Here is a 17857-nt window from a genome sequence, read left to right as displayed (position 1 = left end):
TGGTCTGTGGTCCTGCTCGGCAACCTGGCTGGCACCATACTGGTGTCTTACGTGATGCTGGACCTGCCGATCTTCGACAGCAAGACCGATCAGGCCTTTCTCGAAATCGGTCGCAAGGTGATGGAGAACGACCTGAGCCAGATGTTTGCCAAAGGCATCATCTCTGGCTGGATGATCGCCACCATGGTCTGGATGATCCCCTCCATGGAGCACGCCAAGATCTGGATCATCTTGATGATCACGTACCTGATGGCACTCGGCGACTTCACTCATATCGTCGTAGGCTCGGTGGAAGTTTCTTACCTCGCCTGGGCCGGAGAGGTCAGCTGGCAGGTGTTCTGGCTGGACTTCGCCGCCCCTACCCTGGTTGGCAACATCATCGGAGGCAGCTTCATCTTCGCCCTGATCAGTCATGCCCAGATACGCAGCGACAGCGGCAAGCCCCCTTCTCCACCCGCGGCACAGAACAAGGAAAAAGCGCGCGAACGCTCACAACAGTAACCGACGCGCTTACAACTCCTTCATCGCCATCACCCGCTCGCCAGCCGAATGCGGTTGGCGTTGCGGCTTGGGCAACCACCAGGCCGGACCGCTATGGGGCTGGTCGAGGCTGACCCGCTCGCCCATCTGCGGGGTACTGAGCGACACCTGAGCGGCATTGGCCAAAGCCAGAATACGATCGAACGGCTCATGCCAGCTGTGAACCGAGAGATCGAAGGTGCCGTTATGCACCGGCAGCAGCCAGCGCCCGCGCAAGTCTTTATGCGCCTGCAGGCTTTGCTCGGGCTGCATGTGCACGTTAGGCCACTCAAGGTTGTAGGCACCGGTTTCGATCAGGGTTACATCGAACGGGCCATATTGCTCGCCAATCTGTTTGAAACCGTCGAAGTAGCCGGTGTCGCCGCTGAAGAACAGCCGCAGGTTTTCCTCCAGGATCACCCAGGACGCCCACAGGGTGCTGTTGCTGTCGAACAGCCCACGTCCGGAAAAATGCTGCGCCGGGGTGGCAACGAAGCGGATGCCCTCGACCTGGGTTTCCTGCCACCAGTTCAGCTGGCGAACTTTGAACGCCGGAACCCCCCACTCGATCAACAGGTCGCCAACGCCCATCGGCGCCAGAAAGTGCTCGGCCCGGTCGGCCAGCTGTCGTATCGCCTGTTCATCGAGGTGATCATAGTGATCGTGAGAAAGGATCACTGCGGTCAGCGGCGGAAGCTCTTCAAGTTTGAGTGGTGGCTGGTGAAAGCGCTGGGGGCCGGCCCATTGCACCGGCGAGGCGCGTTCGGCAAACACTGGGTCGGTGATGAAGAAGCGCTCGTGCAGTTTCAGCAGTACCGTGGAGTGCCCCAGACGCCACAGGCTGCGATCCGGTGCTTCGAGCAATTGCTGACGGCTCAGGGGCTGCACGGCAATCTCCACATCCGGCCGGGTTCCCGGCGGCTTGCCAAGGAACAGGAACTTGAAGCCGATGCGCAGTTTTCTAAACACGCTGTCTTGCGGCAATGCCCGCTGGTTGTGGTATCGCCCATCCTGGCGCTGCGCCGGTTCACCGGCCTCGGGGGGTAGAGGGGCCATGAGTAGAAGCACTCCAAGGATAAGGGCTAATTTCATGTTACCCCAAGGTGGCTGCATCAACCGTGAAATGGCTTGTAAGGCCATTTTTCAATAGCCTGCGATTGTTCAACAATATTCACACGTTTTATGCGATAAACGGCGCCCCGGAATAGACCAGCTACCATGATGGATAATAGAAGCGGCAAGGGACTTTCATTTGTCAGGAGAATATACCTGCCGCGCATTATTGGCCTGGGCATCGGTATGCTCAGTGTCATGGCCGGCATTTCAACCCTGCAGATGCCACCGTGGGTCTGGGGCCTGCTGCTGTTCAATGGCCTGATCTGGCCACACCTGGCGTTTCAACTGGCTCGACACGCGGCCGTCCCCTTTCACGCCGAGTACCGCAACTTGCTGGCCGATTCGTTGATGGGTGGATTCTGGACCGCCGCCATGCAGTTCAACCCACTGCCCAGCGTGACCATCCTGGCAATGATGGCAATGAACAACTTCGCCGCCGGCGGCCAGCGCCTGTTCTTCAAGGGACTCTTAATCCAGGGCCTGGGCGCGGGACTCTCGATTGCCCTGTTCGGCGCCGGCTTGCAGCTGCAGGCCACCCCCCTGCAGGTCTATGCCTGCCTGCCGATGCTGACCCTGTATCCGATGGCGGTCGGCTGGGTCTGCTACCGGCTGGCAATGAAACTCTCCGAGCATAAACGCCGCCTCAGCGCTCTGAGCCGTACCGACAGCCTGACCGGCCTGCTCAATCACGGCTCATGGAAAGACCTGCTGCAGCTCAAGTTCCAGACCTGCCAGCAACAACATTGCCAGGCGGTGATCGCGCTTATCGATATCGATCACTTCAAAGCCATTAACGATACTTACGGACATGTCGTGGGCGACTGCGTACTGAGTCAGCTCAGCAACGAGCTCAAACTCGGCTTGCGCGAGGATGATCTGGCCGGCCGCTATGGCGGCGACGAATTCTGCCTGATCCTGCCCAACACCAACCTGGAGCAAGCCAGCCTGGCCATGGAGCGCCTGCGCGAACGGGTTGGCAGCTACCGCAACCCACAATTGCCGGAACTGCGTATCAGTTTGAGCATCGGCCTTGCCAGCTGCCGCGAGGGGTTGGCTGACGCTCAGGACTGGCTCAACGAAGCCGACAAAGCCCTGTATACGGCGAAGAAAAGCGGACGCAACCAGGTCAATTTCGCCCAACCGGACCTCACAGCGCTGAAGCTGGCCTATCCTGATTGAACGTTCGCCCGGCGGCGCAGCCGCCGGGACGCAACTCACCAAGGATCAGGATGCGTATGGACAGGATCGTCGAGGTTTCGTCTACCAGCCCGCCCCCCACCCTGCAAACGCGTAAACTCATCGCCAGTATCGCCGCACTGTTTGCCCTGGCCTGCCTGATTGCTCTCGGGGCCTTGTTCAACATTGCCACCTCGCTCAACGCCGACGAGCGTGAAAAAAGCAGCTTCTACGCGCACAAAGCACTGGAGCAGCGGCTTGAGGCGGCCCGGCAGTTTCTCTCCAGCTACGCCGTATGGGATGCCGCCTACGAGCACCTCAATGGCGCTGCAGACCTGAAGTGGGCCCATGAAGAAAAGAACGTCGGAGACTCGCTGTACACCGCCAGCGGCTTTGAAGGGGTGTTCGTGGTCGATGACCACAGCACCAAATACGCCTTGTTCAAAGGCCAGCTCAGCAGTGCACCGGCCAGCACTTATATAGATGACGCGCTGGCTCCGATCATTGCCCAGGCCCGGAACGTTGCCGCCGAGCGCCAGCAGATCACCCGGCACATATTGTTCAATGGCTGGCCGGCAGTGCTGGTGGCCGCCGCCATCCGTCCTGACGATGAAGAACTGGGCATTGACCCGCAAACCACCTCGGTGATGATCTTCGTCGACCAGTTGACCCCGGAAAAACTGACCAATCTGAGCGCAGGCGCTGGACTGACAGGGATGCGTATCGAGAAAACCGGGGCCTTGGCGGCCGACGAGTCGAGCTTGCCCCTGGGCACGACCGGCTACCGTCTGGAGTGGCTTACCCCGCGCCCAGGCGATCAATTGCTCTGGGCTGTACTGCCGCCGTTGCTTGGCGCCATGCTGGTGCTCGGGCTGTTGATGGTCTACTTCTTCCGCTACGCCTTGCGTACTTCGCGGGAAATCGACGGTACCCTGCAGCGTCTGCAGGCCAGCAACCTGGCTCTGGAAGCCAGCGAACAGCGTTTCCGCGCGGTAGCCGAGGCTGCCTCGGACTGGATCTGGGAAACCGACCGCCACCATCGTTTGAGCTACCTGTCCCAGCGTTTTGTCGCGGTGACGGGGTTCAGCACCGAGGACTGGCTGGGACAACCGCTCAATCAACTGCTCAGTTGCGAAACCACCCCCTTGACTCTCTGGCTCGACAACCAGGCCGACTCCGACCCAGGGCAAATGGCCAATCTGCGTTGCGGCTATCGCGACCAGAACGGTCAACTGCGTTTTTGCCGGGTGTCGGCGCGCTCGATCATGATCAAAGGCAAGCTCGCCGGTTTTCGCGGCACCGCCAGTGACATCACCGATGAAGTGGCAGCCCACGCCCGTATCCAGCACCTGTCCATGCACGATGCACTGACCGGCCTTGCCAATCGCAACAAGCTGTCACGTTTTCTCGAACAGGCGCTGCTCAAAGGCCAGGACGCCGCCCCCTTGACCTTGTTGCTGCTGGACCTGGACAGCTTCAAGCCGATCAACGATTCCCTCGGCCATGCCGCCGGCGATGCGGTGCTGCTGGAAGTCGCCACCCGCCTGCGCGAATCGACCCGTGACGGTGATCTGGTGGCGCGCCTGGGCGGAGATGAGTTCGTTCTGGTCATGAACGGCATGGACAGCCGCAACGAAATCGACCGTTTTTGCGCGCGCCTGATCGACAATCTGCACCAGCCGATCCACTTCGAGGAGCAGATTCTGCACGTCGGCGCCAGCCTGGGTGTCGCCCAGACCCGCCTGCAGGGCTTTGATGCCGGCGAGCTGATCCGCTGCGCCGATATCGCCCTGTACCAGGCCAAGGCCGATGGCAAAAACACCTGGCGCTACTTTTCGCCGGAGATGAACGAGCAGATCCAGTACCGCCGCCAGCTTGAAAACGACTTGCGCAAAGCGCTGAAGAACAACGAGTTCGTCCTTCACTATCAACCGCGCTATCGCCTGGATACCTTGCAGATCGTTTCGGTCGAAGCCCTGGTGCGCTGGCAGCATCCGGTCGAGGGCCTGCTGGGGCCGGATACTTTCATTCCGTTGGCAGAACAAACCGACCTGATCGTGCCCCTGGGTCGCTGGGTGTTGCGCGAGGCCTGCGAGACCGCACGCAGCTGGCCGCAAGATCTGCTGGTGTCGGTGAATCTGTCGCCCGCGCAGTTCTCTCGTAGCGATGTAGTCAGTGATGTCTACAAGATCCTCGTCGACACCGGCTTTCCCGCCCAGCGCCTGGAACTGGAGATTACCGAGAACGTCATGCTCAACGACATCGAAGGCGCGCTGGGCACCATGACCGCGCTCAAGGAGCTGGGCGTGCGCCTGAACATGGATGACTTCGGCACCGGCTATTCGTCACTGGGCTATCTGCGCACCTACCCCTTCGACAGTATCAAGATCGACAAGCGCTTCATTGCCGGCCTGAGCAGTGACGGCAACGACCGCGCCGTGGTCCAGGCGATCATCAACCTGGGCAAGGCCATGGGCCTGACGGTTACCGCCGAGGGGGTGGAAACCGAGCAGCAACTCAAGGCCCTGCGCAAGGAAAAGTGCCACGAAGTTCAGGGCTTCTACCTGAGCAAACCGATCGACAAGCAGGCTTTCGAACAACTGTTGCGTCAACCTGTGGGAGCGGGCTTGCCCCGCGATGCGATGTAGCTGACAGACCGCAATTGCGGGACCAGCCCGCTCCTGGCGGGATTACGCGCGCAGGCGCCGTTGCGCGGCAATCTCCGGCAGGTCGCGGCGACGCAGGTAAATCCGCAATGGCTCACTGACATTGAGTCGCTCATCAACATTCTGCGCCAGGAGAATTTCGATCAGTGCGCGGCTCAGGGTCATGACTTCGCCCTCGCCGTCCTGCCAGACGAATTCGCTGCTGGGGGTGATGCTGTCATCGGCGACGTCCATGCCGAAGGAGTCTTCGCTGAAGCGCACGATATGCTTGCCCAGCTTGCGGTGATAGCCGACAAAACCCTTGAGCTGGTCGGCGGCGGCACAGATATCCTGTGATGTGATGTGCATGTCAAACCTCACTGAAGCATCCACAAGGACGCAGGACGAAAGGGATTGGCACGCGGGGCGGTTGTGGTCTCTCTCTGCTGGAGCGACTCGAGGTCCAAGGTTAATGGAAAAACCTGGCCGGCGGGTACGGATTTTTTCGGCCGATCCAGGCCGGCTCGCCAGACTTGACCCACACTGATTGTTCAAGTCGCCAGCTGCCGTGAATGATCGATGAACAACGCTATTACCGCCGATATCGCCACGATAGGCCGGATCAACGTGGTGCCGGCCATCTTGCAGGTAATCTGTGAATCCACCGGTTTGCGTTTTGCCGCCGTGGCCCGGGTCAGTGACAACAGCTGGACCGCCTGTGCGGTGCTCGACACCCTGGGCTTTGGCCTCAAAGTGGGCGGCGAGCTGGATCTGACCTCTACCCTGTGCCACGAGATTCGCGGCACTCACCGGACCATAGTGATCGACAAGGCCAGCGAGGACGAGCTGTACTGCAACCATCCCACGCCGCGAATCTACAGATTCGAAAGCTATATTTCGGTACCGGTGTTTCGTACCGATGGTAGCTTTTTCGGCACTATCTGCGCATTTGACCCCCAGCCTGCAGCGCTCAAGGGCAGTGCCATCCAGCCAATGATGGAGTCTTTCGCACGCTTGCTGTCGATCCAGATCGAAAGCGAGGAAAACGCCCAGAAAACCGAGCAGGCCCTGCAAAAGGAACGGGCCATGGCCGAGCTGCGCGAGCAGTTCATTGCCGTGCTCGGCCATGACCTGCGCAACCCGCTGTTTGCCATCACGGCCGGGGCCGAACTCTTGACTAAACGCCTGTCGGATGAAAAAAGCCGGACCATTGCCCAGCACATCCTCACCAGCGGTCGGCGCGCCACACAGCTGGTGCGTGATGTTCTGGACTTTGCCCGTGGGCGCCTGGGCAATGGCATCACCGTCAATATCCAGCCGTGCCCGGACCTGGGCGATGCCCTCAGGCACGTCGCCTCGGAACTGCAACGTGTTCACCCGCAGCGCCAGATCAGCCTGCATATCGGCGACTTGAGCGGCGTCAATTGTGATCGCGAGCGGGTCTCCCAGTTACTCTCCAACCTGATAGCCAATGCCCTGACCCACGGTGCCCAGGACCAACCGGTAGACGTCAGTGCACAGATTCGTGATCGAGCCTTCGTGCTCGGCGTGCATAACGTTGGCGAACCGATTGCCCCGCAGGTTCTGGCGCAGCTGTTCCAGCCGTTTTCTCACCCACTGAACGGCACGGTGCAATCCGGCCTGGGGCTGGGTCTGTACATCGCCAACCAGATCGCCCTGGCCCATGGTGGGCGAATGGAGGTGATCTCGAGCCAGGAAGCCGGGACCCTGTTCAGCTTCCGCCTGCCGCTGGATCCAGACGAGGCTCAAGCAACGCTGCCAGCCAATCCATGAACGCACGCAGGCGCGGCGGCACGTGTTGTTGCCTGGCATAGAGTAACGAAACCGGCATCGGCGGCGGAACGAAATCCGCCAGCAGCGCCACCAGTTCGCCGCGATCCAGATAGCCTTGCAGCCCTGCCGCTGGTGCCTGAATCAGTCCGAGCCCGGCCACACAGGCACTTTCATAGGCCTCGGTACTGTTGACAGTAACGGCTCCGGCCATGGGCTGAACCTGCAAGGCACCGGCTTGCAGGTACTCGAAACCCGGACCACGGCTGCCCAGGTTCTTCACATAGTGGATCAACTGATGGTGATGCAGGTCGGCCAGGCTCTCGGGCACGCCATGACGCTGTAAATAGCGTGGACTGGCGCAGTTGATCTGAGCGAGGAAACCCAGCGGCCGGGCAATCAGGTCCAGGTCACTCAAGGTGCCGATGCGCAGCACACAGTCGAACCCCTCACGCAACAGGTCAACCTGACGATCCGTGCAACTGATCTCCAGCTCGATCCCCGGGTGACAGTCAATGAACTGTGGCAGGTTGGGCAGAATGATACGCCGCGCCATCAAGGTCGGCAGATCGATGCGCAAACGACCGATCAGCGCGGCCTTTTCACTGTGGAACAGGCCTTCGATCTCATCCATGCGCGACAACAGGTCTTTGCTACGCTCGTACAGGTGCAAGCCATCCTGAGTGGCCTGGACCCGCCGCGTAGTGCGGTTCAACAAGCGCGTACCGAGCAGGCTCTCCAGGGCCCTGACCTGCTCGGAGACCGTTGATCGCGGTAGCCCCAGACTTTCCCCGGCGAGGGTGAAACTCGACAGTTCGCTGACCCGGACAAAGGTACGCAGCAACTCCAGCTTGTTCATGGTTGCAGGCTCGATTGTTCGCAAGTACCGACCAGTATTTCCGAAGTCCGTGGATTTATCAGCAGTCAGCCGACCAATAGACTTTCTTCGACTTCTCCCCTCTCACCCCGAGGTACAGAGCATGAATCGGAAAATCGCATTGATCACCGGCGCCAGCCGCGGCCTGGGCAAAAATACCGCACTGCACCTGGCGGCCCAGGGCATCGACATTATCGGCACCTATCACAGCAAGGCACAGGAAGCCCAGGCGCTGGTGCAGTCTCTGGAGCAATCGGGTGTGCGCGCCGCGATGCTGGCGCTGGATGTCAGCGACAGTGGCAGCTTCGAAAGCTTCGCCGAGCAATTGCGCCAGACCCTCAAGTCGGTGTTTGGCCGCGAGCAGCTGGACTTTCTGGTCAACAATGCCGGTATCGGCATCAACGCAGCGTTCAGCGAAACCAGTGAGGCGCAGTTCGACCAGCTGTGCAACATCCAGCTCAAGGGGCCGTTTTTCCTGACTCAGCGGTTGCTACCGTTGATTGCCGACCAGGGCCGGATCGTCAATATTTCCACCGGCCTAACCCGCTTCGCCCTGCCCGGCTATGCAGCTTATGCGGCGATGAAAGGCGCCATGGAAGTACTGACTCGCTATCAGGCCAAGGAACTGGGCGCGCGGGGCATTCGCGTCAACATCCTCGCGCCGGGCGCCATCGAGACCGATTTTGGTGGCGGCGTGGTCCGCGACAACACCGAGGTCAACGACTTTATCGCCAGCAATACCGCCCTGGGCCGGGTGGGCTTGCCGGATGACATCGGCGCGGCAGTCGCACTGCTGCTCGGCGAGGGTGGCGGCTGGATCAATGGTCAGCGACTGGAGGTTTCCGGCGGTATGTTCCTTTAAGCGACCTGCACGCCGCCCAGGGCCTGATGCAGTTGTGCAAGGACAGGCAGTTGCAGAGCCTGAGCAGCAAAACACAGTCCCACCCGGCGGGTCAGTGCCGAACCTTGCCAAGGACGCCACTGCAGCCCGGGATGGCGCTCGACCAACGACTGTGGCAACAACGCTGCCCCCAACCCTGCGGCGACCATCGGCACGGCCTGCTGCAGGGAACCGGCATGCCCGACCTGCTCGCCATTGCCATAGAACGCGAGCAGGCGTTGATGGGAAACGTGCTGCGGGCAGGTGATCCAGCGGTCAGTCGTGCTACTGCCTGTGGCCATGGCAAACACGAAAGGTTCATCCCAGAGCGCCAGGAACAACTCATCCTCACAGCTCAAGGCTTCGACCCCGAGCCGCGCATCGCCGACACAACCGTCGAGCAAGGTCAGTTGCACAGCGGGGACAGCCTGAATGGCCAAGCGGACAAATGCCTCAACCTGACTGGCGGCGATATCCGCTTCTACACCCAGTTGCAACGGCAGGCGGTCCTGCCCCTCGCGGAAACGTCGGCTCAAGGCCTGAGCCTCAGCTACCAGGCGTTGCGCCTGTGGGTATAACTGCCGGGCCTGTTCACTGACCTCGACACCACGCGCCTGACGCAGGAACAGCGTGACACCCAGCTCCTCTTCGAGCTGGCGGATGGTGACCGATAATGTCGGTTGGGCGACGCACAGCCGTTGCGCAGCCGAGGTGATGTTGCGCTCCTCGAACACCGCAAGAAACGCCTTCAGATGGCGAACATCCATAGGTAATTCCGATACCAGCGAGAGAAATAAGCCGTTTTTCAGACGAAACTCAAGCCAATACACTTGAGCCATTGAAATCAATTATGCCTTGGAGTCCATCATGCACAAACCACTGATTATCATCACTGGCGCCAGTTCAGGTATAGGCGAAGCCACTGCACGCTTGCTGTCGAACGCGGGGCATCCATTGCTACTGCTGGCCCGGCGCCTGGAACGAATGCAGGCCCTGGCCCTGCCGAACTGTCTGTGCCGTGCAGTGGATGTCAGTGACCGCGGGGCCTTTGTCGCGGCTGTGCAAGAAGCTGAAAGCCTCTATGGCCCGGCCGATGCGCTGGTCAACAATGCTGGGGTGATGCTGTTGGGGCAGATGCACGAACAGGACCCCGATCAGTGGGAGCAGATGCTCGACGTCAACGTCAAAGGGCTGCTCAATGGCATCCATGCCCTTGTAGGCGGCATGATCGAGCGGCGCCAGGGCACGATCATCAATGTCAGCTCGGTGGCCGGACGCAAGACGTTTCCCAACCATGTGGCCTATGTCGGCACCAAGTTCGCCGTGCATGGTATTTCCGAGAACCTGCGCGAAGAAGTCGCGGCCCACAATGTGCGGGTGGTGACTATCGCTCCGGGCGCGGTGGAAACCGAACTGCTTGGGCATACCACCGATGCCGGGATCAAGGACGGCTACCAGGCCTGGAAAGCAGAAATGGGCGGCCAGGTGCTCAGCGCCGAGGATGTTGCTGGCGCTATCGCCTATGCCTACCAGCAACCGCAGCATGTGTGCATCCGCGAAATCGTTCTGGCCGCTACACGCCAGCAGCCTTGATCAGCGCTGCACCTGGTCTTCACGCACCTGCACGCTGGCGGTCATGCCTGCGCTCAAGGTTACCCCCTCGGGAACCTGGTCCAGTTTGATCCGCACCGGAATGCGCTGGGCCAGGCGCACCCAGTTGAACGTTGGCTCGACTTCGGCAAGCAACTGACTGTCGGGGTTGGCATTGCGGTCGGTGATACCGCGGCTGATGCTTTCGACGTGCCCCTGCATGGGCTCGCCGGCGCTCATCAGCCAGACCTTGACCGGGTCGCCGACACGGATGCGCGGCAGTTTGGTTTCTTCGAAATACGCCTGGACGTAGAAGGTCGAGTCGTCAATCAGCGCCATCACCGGCTGCCCGGTGTTGACGTAGTTGCCCTCGGCCAGGCGCAGGTTGGTGATATGGCCATCGCGCGGTGCCTTGACCTGGCTGCGGGCCAGGTTGATCTCCGCCGCCTTGACGTCGGCCTGAGCCTGGCGCAATTCACCACGGGCCACTGCGGCATTGATCTGCGCGTTCTCGCGCAGTTCGGCGCTGATCGCCTGCGGCCCCAAAGCGGCGCGGCGCGAAGCTTCATGTTCGCGCAGGCGTAACTGCTGCTGGCGGGTTTCGGCCACAGCGCTGGCCTTGTCCAGCGCCGCTTCGAAGCGGTCACGGTCGATCGACATGAGCAATTCGCCAGCCTTGACCTGCTGGTTGTCCTGCACCTTGAGCTCGCGCACCCAACCGGAGACGTCCGGGGCAATGATTACCACGTCGGCGCGGATTTTCGCATCGCGGGTCCACGGGGTGAGCATGTAGTACTGCCAGAGTTTCCAGCCGGCAAACACCGCTACTGCCACCAGGCACAAGGTTACTGCGATACGTAGCAATGCACGCATGGTCACTCTCCTTACAAAGGCCCAAGTCCCAGGGTTACCAGGGTCAATACACAAATGAACAATGCGCAATCGAACAACGCCTCATGCCAGACCCAACGCCCCAACGGGGTCAGGCGCAGCAGTAGGCGCACGGCAGCGGTCAGCACCAGGGCCAACACCACGTAAATCAAAAACGGGCTGAGCAACACACCACCCAGCGCCCACTCACGCAACCCCATGAATTTCCTCCTGTCGACGGCACCATTTGCCCCAACTGCGCTGCAACTGCAACACCGCCCCCACCGCCAGGCGTATCGGATCGCTGGGAGGCTGGCGTTGCAGGACCTCGATGAACGCGGCACTGGCGGCATCCAGGCGCTGGCCTCTTCCCGACGCAGGGCCACGTGCCAGCACCGCTTCCAGTTGCTGCAGATACTCGCGGTCGGCGCCTGCCAGTGGCGCGCGGGCAACAGCCAGGCAGTGGCGCAGGTGCAACAGCTCATCGCCGATGTCCAGGCCATGCACGCCATCATCCCAACGGCCGCGCTCCTGCTCGGTCAATGCCGAGTAATGCCGCGCCAGCTGCAGCAAACGGTCGGCCATACGCCCACCGAACCAGGTATCGGCGCCGCGCAGCTCACGGCGGGTCAATCGCACCAGGTCGTTCTGGGTCGCGGCGCGCAGGCGGCGGCCGTGCCAGGCCGGATTACGCAGCACCAACAGTTTGAACGCCAGCACCGCCGCCCCTACGCCGATCAGCATGGCCTGGGCACTGTTGAGAAAGGTCGCAACCTCAAAGTTCATGGCATTGAGTGGCGCTACCAGGACGATGAAATGCAGGCAGTAGGATGTGGCCGTGGCACCGATACGCGGGTTGGCCATGCCCAGTGCGCCAAAGAACAACGGCACACCCATGGCCATGCACAGCATGGGAAAGCCGCTCCACTGCGGCAGCAGGATCTGCCCGACCACAAACGCCACGGGTATGGCCAGCAGGATCCCGCGCAGAAAGCTCATACCGATCTGCGCGCCGTTCTCACGGCTGGCAAACAGGCTGCAGACCACACAGGTCAGCACCAGGCCGCCAGGAGCCGCGGTCCAGGCGGTGGCCAGCCAGAAACCGGCCATGGCCAGAAAAGCCAGGGCACTGCGCGAACCGAACAACAGTGCCAGCGGCAGATCACGATGTGCGGCCAGGCTGTCGGGGACATCCGCTGGTGCCTTGCCCTCCTCCACCGCGCGTAAAGCCAGGGTCGCGGCCATGGCGTTGTCCAACAGCAAGGTCAGGCGTGCCAGACAATAATGTTCGGCCGAGCTGATGCTGTCATCGTGCGCCGCATCCCAGACCCGTTGACGCAGGCGTGACAGGCCGGCCTGATCGGGTGCGGCCAGGGCATCATGCAACTCATCAAGCCAAGGCTGCAGATGTAGCGCCTGGGCTTCGTCCAGCTGTTGCCACTGCCGCCGCACCGAGCGGGCGATGCGCAGGAGAATCAGCAATTTCTGACTCAATCCGCGGATTGCCCTGGCACGCTCTCGGCCAAGACGCCCTTCGAACCAGGCATGTTCACGCTGGGCGTCGACGGCGACGATGCGCCCGAGAATTTCCAGCAAGCCCTTGCGCGCCTGAGCTTCACCGGTCAGGGTCGCGCTGGCCGCCTGCAAACCACTGAGCCATGCCTGGCGCGCCTGCCCCCCTAGCTGTTGTTCAACGCGCATGGGCCAGAGCAAGGCGCTGGTCACCGTGGCGCAGACAATCCCCAGGCAGATCTCGGTACAGCGCGCCACGGCCTGGTCGAACACCGCCAGCGGATGATTGATCGCCGGCAAGGCGATGATCGCTACGGTGTAACCGGCCAACACGAACGAATAGGCCCAGGCGCTGCGCAGCATGGTCGAGCCAGCGGTGCACAAAGCCAGCCACAGCGCCAAAGCCAACAGGAACAACCAGGGCGTTTGCGCAAACAATCCCATGAACAGCACTGACATGGCCGTGCCGACCAGGGTCCCGAACAGCCGAGCCAGGCCTTTTTGCAAAACCATGCCCGACAAGGGCTGGGCAACGATAAAGGCCGTCATCAGTGCCCAGGCCGGTTGCTCCAGCCCCCAGCGCAGTGCCAGCCACAAGGCCAGGCCACCGCCCAGCAAAGTCTTGATGGCAAATTGCACGGCGAGTTTGTTCGGCGCCAACAGGGCCTGCAAAGTGATGGGCACGGGACGAACCTTGGCTGACTGTGTTGTAACGATAGACAGGATGAGGTGAAAGAATCAGGAACAGATTATTAGCTAGCTAACTAATAAAAGTCCAGTGCAGCGGAAAGGTTTCTTGCGGACAAAAAAAGGGGCGACCGAAGTCGCCCTAAATGCCTTGCGTGCTCGTGTACCGGAAGAATCAGCGCTGTTTGCGCTTGTTCGAGTCCTTCCAGATGAAAATTCCGAATCCGACAAAGAACAGCAGCATCAGGCCGACTGTAATGACTCCAGCGATAACCACATTATCGAAGAACATGTCGGCCTCCATTTGCCTGCACCTGTCTGATGGGCTCAAGGTAACCAATGGATGGCGAAAGGAAATTGACCGAGGTCAATAGCGCCCGGAACCGGGCGCGCAAGGCGGGTGCAGGCTTGACCTGCATCAAGTTTTCAACGCTTCTTGGGTTTGCCCTTGGGCTTTTTCTTGGCCTTGCCCAGCGGCATGGCCTGTTCAAACGCCTGGCGCACTTCGTTCAGGCGTTTTTCATTGAGGTCGTGGACACGCCGGGCGCGTTCGGCACCGAGGTCGATCAGGTTGTCATCTTGGCTCATGGTCTGACTCAGGAAGCGGACTGCGATCCGTTCATAATGAAGGCTGTTGCCTGCGCTGACCAGTGACAGCACTGCACGCTCAGACTTCGATATCCACCAACAGCCCCTGACGCGGCTGTTCACCCATCAGTGGCGCGACGGGCACGGTGTTGTCAGCGTTGACTTCATCTCCCGGCAACGGCTGGTAGAGCTCGTCGTCTCTGGCCGACTGGCGTCGGCCCTGGTGGCGTCGCTGCTCTTCACGCAGCAACAGCGCCGATTTTTCCGGGTCGCGGTGTTTCAGGTCGATCGCCCCTTCACTGGACGTTGGCTGCGCAGGCACCACCGGCTTGATGTCGGGGGTCGGCTTGACCGGGTCCAGTTGCGATGTCACGGGTGCAGCACTAAGCGGAATGATGGGCGGCAGCATGGGCAGATCTCCTGTCGCCACTGTGTCGGCTAGCCAACAGAGGCCTTGAGCCGACAAGCAAGAATATGAGGGGCTGATTACAGCAAGCACTGGCTCGAAGTATAGCTGCAGCGGTTTTTGTCGCTGATATTGCTAGACTCTTTGGTCTGCACAGTCCTATCCGTTAAGATAGTCGGCTTTTCAAAGCGGGAGTCAGGCAGTATGGCGCAGCAGTATCAACCGGGGCAACGCTGGATCAGCGACAGCGAAGCCGAGCTAGGTCTGGGGACCGTTCTGGCACAGGACGGCCGCTTGTTGACCGTGCTCTACCCGGCCACTGGCGACACCCGCCAGTACTCCCTGCGCAATGCGCCCCTGACCCGGGTGCGCTTCTCGCCCGGTGACCAGATCACCCACTTCGAAGGCTGGAAACTGACCGTTCGCGAAGTCGATGATGTCGACGGCCTGCTGGTTTACCACGGCCTCGACGGGCAGAACCAGGCCTGCACCCTGCCGGAAACCCAACTGTCGAACTTCATCCAGTTCCGCTTGGCCAGCGACCGCCTGTTCGCCGGACAGATCGACCCGTTGCCGTGGTTCTCGCTGCGCTACAACACCCTCGAGCACACCAGCCGCCAGTTGCAGTCCTCGCTGTGGGGCCTGGGCGGCACCCGCGCCCAACCTATCGCCCACCAGCTGCATATCGCCCGCGAAGTCGCCGACCGTATTGCCCCACGGGTACTGCTGGCCGATGAAGTGGGCCTGGGCAAGACCATCGAGGCCGGCCTGGTGATCCATCGCCAGTTGCTCTCGGGCCGTGCCAGCCGTGTGCTGATCCTGGTTCCGGAGAACCTGCAGCACCAGTGGCTGGTAGAGATGCGCCGCCGCTTCAACCTGCAGGTAGCGCTGTTCGACGCCGAGCGCTTTATCGAAAGCGACGCCAGCAACCCGTTTGAAGATGCCCAGTTGGCGCTGGTCGCCCTGGAATGGCTGACCGAAGACGAAAAAGCCCAGGACGCACTGTTCGCCGCTGGCTGGGACTTGCTGGTAGTCGACGAAGCCCATCACCTGGTCTGGCATGAAGAGCAGGTCAGCCCTGAGTATGGTCTGGTCGAGCAACTGGCCCAGGTCATTCCTGGTGTCCTGCTGCTGACCGCAACCCCTGAGCAACTGGGCCAGGACAGCCACTTCGCGCGCCTGCGCCTGCTCGATCCGAACCGTTTCCATGACCTGGCGGCCTTCCGTGCCGAAAGCGAGCACTATCGCCCGGTCGCCGAAGCGGTACAGGAGCTGCTGGACGAAGGTCGCCTGTCGGCCAAAGCCCACGCCACCATCGAAGGCTTCCTCGGTGCCGAAGGTGAAGCCCTGCTCGCCGCGGTCAACGACGGCGACACCCAGGCCAGCGCGCGCTTGATTCGCGAGCTGCTCGATCGCCACGGTACCGGCCGCGTACTGTTCCGCAACACCCGTGCCGCCGTTCAGGGTTTTCCGGAACGCAATCTGCACCCTTATCCGCTGCCAAGCCCCGATCAATACATGGAGCTGCCGGTTGGCGAACACGCCGAACTGTACCCCGAGGTGGCGTTCCAGTCTCAGGGCGACACTGACGAAGAAGAACGCTGGTGGCGCTTCGACCCTCGGGTCGACTGGCTGATCGACACCCTGAAGATGCTCAAGCGGGTCAAGGTTCTGGTGATCTGCGCCCACGCCGAAACCGCCATGGACCTGGAAGACGCCCTGCGCGTGCGTTCCGGGATTCCGGCCACGGTGTTCCATGAAGGCATGAGCATCCTCGAACGTGACCGCGCCGCCGCCTACTTCGCTGACGAAGAGTTCGGCGCGCAAGTGCTGATCTGCTCGGAAATCGGCAGTGAAGGCCGCAACTTCCAGTTTGCCCATCACCTGGTGCTGTTCGACCTGCCTGCCCACCCTGACCTGCTCGAGCAGCGCATCGGTCGTCTCGACCGTATCGGCCAGAAGCACACCATCGAACTGCATGTACCGTACCTGCAGAACAGCCCACAAGAGCGCCTGTTCCAATGGTACGACCAGGCACTGAACGCCTTCCTCGCCACCTGCCCGACCGGCAACGCCCTGCAACATCAGTTCGGCCCACGCCTGCTGCCACTGCTCGAAAGCGGTGACGACGGTGAATGGCAGGTTCTGGTCGATGAGGCCCGCGCCGAGCGTCAGCGCCTGGAAGCCGAGCTGCATAGCGGTCGCGACCGCCTGCTGGAGCTCAACTCTGGCGGCGCTGGCGAAGGTCAGGCCCTGGTCGAGGCGATCCTTGAACAAGACGATCAGTTCGCCCTGCCGATCTACATGGAAACCCTGTTCGACGCCTTCGGCATCGACAGCGAAGACCACTCGGAAAACGCCCTGATCCTCAAGCCGAGCGAAAAAATGCTCGACGCCAGCTTCCCGCTGGGCGACGACGAAGGTGTGACCATCACCTACGACCGCAACCAGGCGCTGTCTCGCGAAGACATGCAGTTCATTACCTGGGAGCACCCGATGGTCCAGGGCGGCATGGACCTGGTGCTGTCCGGTTCGATGGGCAACACCGCGGTGGCGCTGATCAAGAACAAGGCACTCAAACCCGGCACCGTGCTGCTCGAACTGCTGTACGTCAGCGAAGTGGTCGCTCCGCGTGCCCTGCAACTGGGCCGTTACCTGCCACCGGCGGCACTGCGCTGCCTGCTCGACACCAACGGCAACGACCTGGCCTCGCGCGTATCGTTCGAAACCCTCAACGACCAGCTCGAGAGCGTGCCGAAGGCCAGCGCCAACAAGTTCATCCAGGCCCAGCGCGATGTGCTGACGCCACGGATCAACAGTGGTGAAGCGAAGATCATGCCGCGCCACGCCGAACGTGTTGCCGAAGCGCAGCGTCGCCTGGCGGCGGAAACCGACGAAGAGCTGGCACGCCTGACCGCCTTGCAAGCGGTCAACCCGAGCGTGCGCGACAGCGAGATCGAAGCGGTGCGCAAGCAACGTGAGCAAGGCCTGGCGATGCTGGATAAAGCTGCGCTGCGCCTGGAAGCGATCCGGGTGTTGGTCGCCGGGTAAATCCAGTCGATCTCATCGCGGGGCAAGCCCGCTCCCACCAGGATTACATCAATCCCGGTGGGAGCAGGCTTGCCCCGCGATGCTTTAGAACCCCCCGCTATTACCCCAATACCCAAATCGTAGAAGTCAAAGTGCCATTAATCCGCATG

General features: G+C 61.3%; 17 protein-coding genes (1 of these 17 only partly in view). 7 read left to right on the top strand and 10 right to left on the bottom strand.

The features are described from left to right. Nucleotides 1–501, top strand: the 3' portion of a protein-coding gene (locus ACVI9W_RS18395) for a formate/nitrite transporter family protein (protein ID WP_422418165.1). Its footprint begins 390 nt before the window's first position; the window shows 501 of its 891 coding nt (coding positions 391–891); its start codon lies beyond the left edge, outside the window; the stop codon is at nt 499–501. A gap of 9 nt (nt 502–510) precedes the next feature. Here the strand turns inward: ACVI9W_RS18395 and ACVI9W_RS18390 are convergent, their stop codons facing one another. After that, nucleotides 511–1611: an MBL fold metallo-hydrolase gene (locus ACVI9W_RS18390; protein ID WP_461530751.1), complete on the bottom strand. Its 1101-nt coding sequence runs from the start codon at nt 1609–1611 to the stop codon at nt 511–513. A gap of 126 nt (nt 1612–1737) precedes the next feature. Here ACVI9W_RS18390 and ACVI9W_RS18385 point away from each other — a divergent pair, with 126 nt between their 5' ends. Together ACVI9W_RS18385 and ACVI9W_RS18380 are read left to right on the top strand one after the other, a co-directional pair. After that, nucleotides 1738–2814, top strand: coding sequence for a diguanylate cyclase (locus tag ACVI9W_RS18385; RefSeq protein WP_461530750.1), 1077 nt, complete (start codon nt 1738–1740; stop codon nt 2812–2814). A gap of 56 nt (nt 2815–2870) precedes the next feature. Next, complete coding sequence (locus ACVI9W_RS18380) at nt 2871–5459, top strand: bifunctional diguanylate cyclase/phosphodiesterase (RefSeq protein WP_461530749.1); 2589 nt, start codon at nt 2871–2873, stop codon at nt 5457–5459. A 42-nt stretch (nt 5460–5501) separates the two neighbouring features. On the opposite strand, the gene ACVI9W_RS18375 is transcribed toward ACVI9W_RS18380, so the two are convergent. After that, nucleotides 5502–5825 carry a DUF2025 family protein gene (locus tag ACVI9W_RS18375; RefSeq protein ID WP_461530748.1) on the bottom strand — a complete coding sequence of 108 codons (324 nt, stop codon included), beginning with the start codon at nt 5823–5825 and terminating at the stop codon, nt 5502–5504. Nucleotides 5826–6035: 210 nt separating this feature from the next. Here ACVI9W_RS18375 and ACVI9W_RS18370 point away from each other — a divergent pair, with 210 nt between their 5' ends. Further along, nucleotides 6036–7250: a GAF domain-containing sensor histidine kinase gene (locus ACVI9W_RS18370; RefSeq protein ID WP_461530747.1), complete on the top strand. Its 1215-nt coding sequence runs from the start codon at nt 6036–6038 to the stop codon at nt 7248–7250. Here ACVI9W_RS18370 and ACVI9W_RS18365 read toward each other — a convergent pair. Further along, nucleotides 7189–8106, bottom strand: a complete 918-nt coding sequence (locus tag ACVI9W_RS18365) for a LysR family transcriptional regulator (protein ID WP_461530746.1) — start codon at nt 8104–8106, stop codon at nt 7189–7191. The genes ACVI9W_RS18370 and ACVI9W_RS18365 overlap by 62 nt on opposite strands. Nucleotides 8107–8227: 121 nt before the next feature. Between ACVI9W_RS18365 and ACVI9W_RS18360 the strand changes: the two genes are divergently transcribed. After that, nucleotides 8228–8986, top strand: coding sequence for an SDR family NAD(P)-dependent oxidoreductase (locus ACVI9W_RS18360; protein ID WP_422418173.1), 759 nt, complete (start codon nt 8228–8230; stop codon nt 8984–8986). On the opposite strand, the gene ACVI9W_RS18355 is transcribed toward ACVI9W_RS18360, so the two are convergent. Then, nucleotides 8983–9771 carry a LysR family transcriptional regulator gene (locus ACVI9W_RS18355; RefSeq protein ID WP_461530745.1) on the bottom strand — a complete coding sequence of 263 codons (789 nt, stop codon included), beginning with the start codon at nt 9769–9771 and terminating at the stop codon, nt 8983–8985. The two genes, ACVI9W_RS18360 and ACVI9W_RS18355, sit on opposite strands and share 4 nt — an antisense overlap. A 100-nt stretch (nt 9772–9871) precedes the next feature. On the opposite strand from ACVI9W_RS18355, the gene ACVI9W_RS18350 reads away from it, so the two are divergent. Next, on the top strand, nt 9872–10597 hold the full coding sequence (locus tag ACVI9W_RS18350; RefSeq protein ID WP_038607977.1) for an SDR family oxidoreductase: 726 nt from the start codon (nt 9872–9874) through the stop codon (nt 10595–10597). Here ACVI9W_RS18350 and ACVI9W_RS18345 read toward each other — a convergent pair whose 3' ends face one another. From ACVI9W_RS18345 to ACVI9W_RS18320, 6 genes are all read right to left on the bottom strand, one after another. Then, a complete protein-coding gene (locus tag ACVI9W_RS18345) occupies nt 10598–11467 on the bottom strand; it encodes an efflux RND transporter periplasmic adaptor subunit (RefSeq protein WP_422418177.1) in 870 nt (289 codons plus the stop codon). 11 nt (nt 11468–11478) lie between these two features. Further along, complete coding sequence (locus ACVI9W_RS18340; RefSeq protein ID WP_038607973.1) at nt 11479–11685, bottom strand: DUF1656 domain-containing protein; 207 nt, start codon at nt 11683–11685, stop codon at nt 11479–11481. After that, nucleotides 11672–13660, bottom strand: a complete 1989-nt coding sequence (locus tag ACVI9W_RS18335) for an FUSC family protein (RefSeq protein WP_461530744.1) — start codon at nt 13658–13660, stop codon at nt 11672–11674. Before ACVI9W_RS18335 ends, ACVI9W_RS18340 begins: the two co-directional genes overlap by 14 nt. A gap of 178 nt (nt 13661–13838) precedes the next feature. After that, complete coding sequence (gene ccoM / locus ACVI9W_RS18330; protein ID WP_038616278.1) at nt 13839–13955, bottom strand: cytochrome c oxidase subunit CcoM; 117 nt, start codon at nt 13953–13955, stop codon at nt 13839–13841. Nucleotides 13956–14089: 134 nt separating this feature from the next. Then, nucleotides 14090–14251, bottom strand: a complete 162-nt coding sequence (locus tag ACVI9W_RS18325) for a hypothetical protein (protein ID WP_010221101.1) — start codon at nt 14249–14251, stop codon at nt 14090–14092. A gap of 79 nt (nt 14252–14330) precedes the next feature. Next, complete coding sequence (locus tag ACVI9W_RS18320; protein WP_157191447.1) at nt 14331–14660, bottom strand: aspartate-semialdehyde dehydrogenase; 330 nt, start codon at nt 14658–14660, stop codon at nt 14331–14333. A 201-nt stretch (nt 14661–14861) separates the two neighbouring features. Between ACVI9W_RS18320 and rapA the strand changes: the two genes are divergently transcribed. Next, nucleotides 14862–17708, top strand: a complete 2847-nt coding sequence (rapA, locus tag ACVI9W_RS18315) for an RNA polymerase-associated protein RapA (RefSeq protein ID WP_461530743.1) — start codon at nt 14862–14864, stop codon at nt 17706–17708. Nucleotides 17709–17857: the final 149 nt, after the last annotated feature.

This window comes from Pseudomonas sp. 210_17 TE3656 (genome assembly GCF_054821965.1).
Note: the sequence above shows the minus strand (reverse complement) of the source record. Positions and strands in the feature narration are given on the sequence as shown.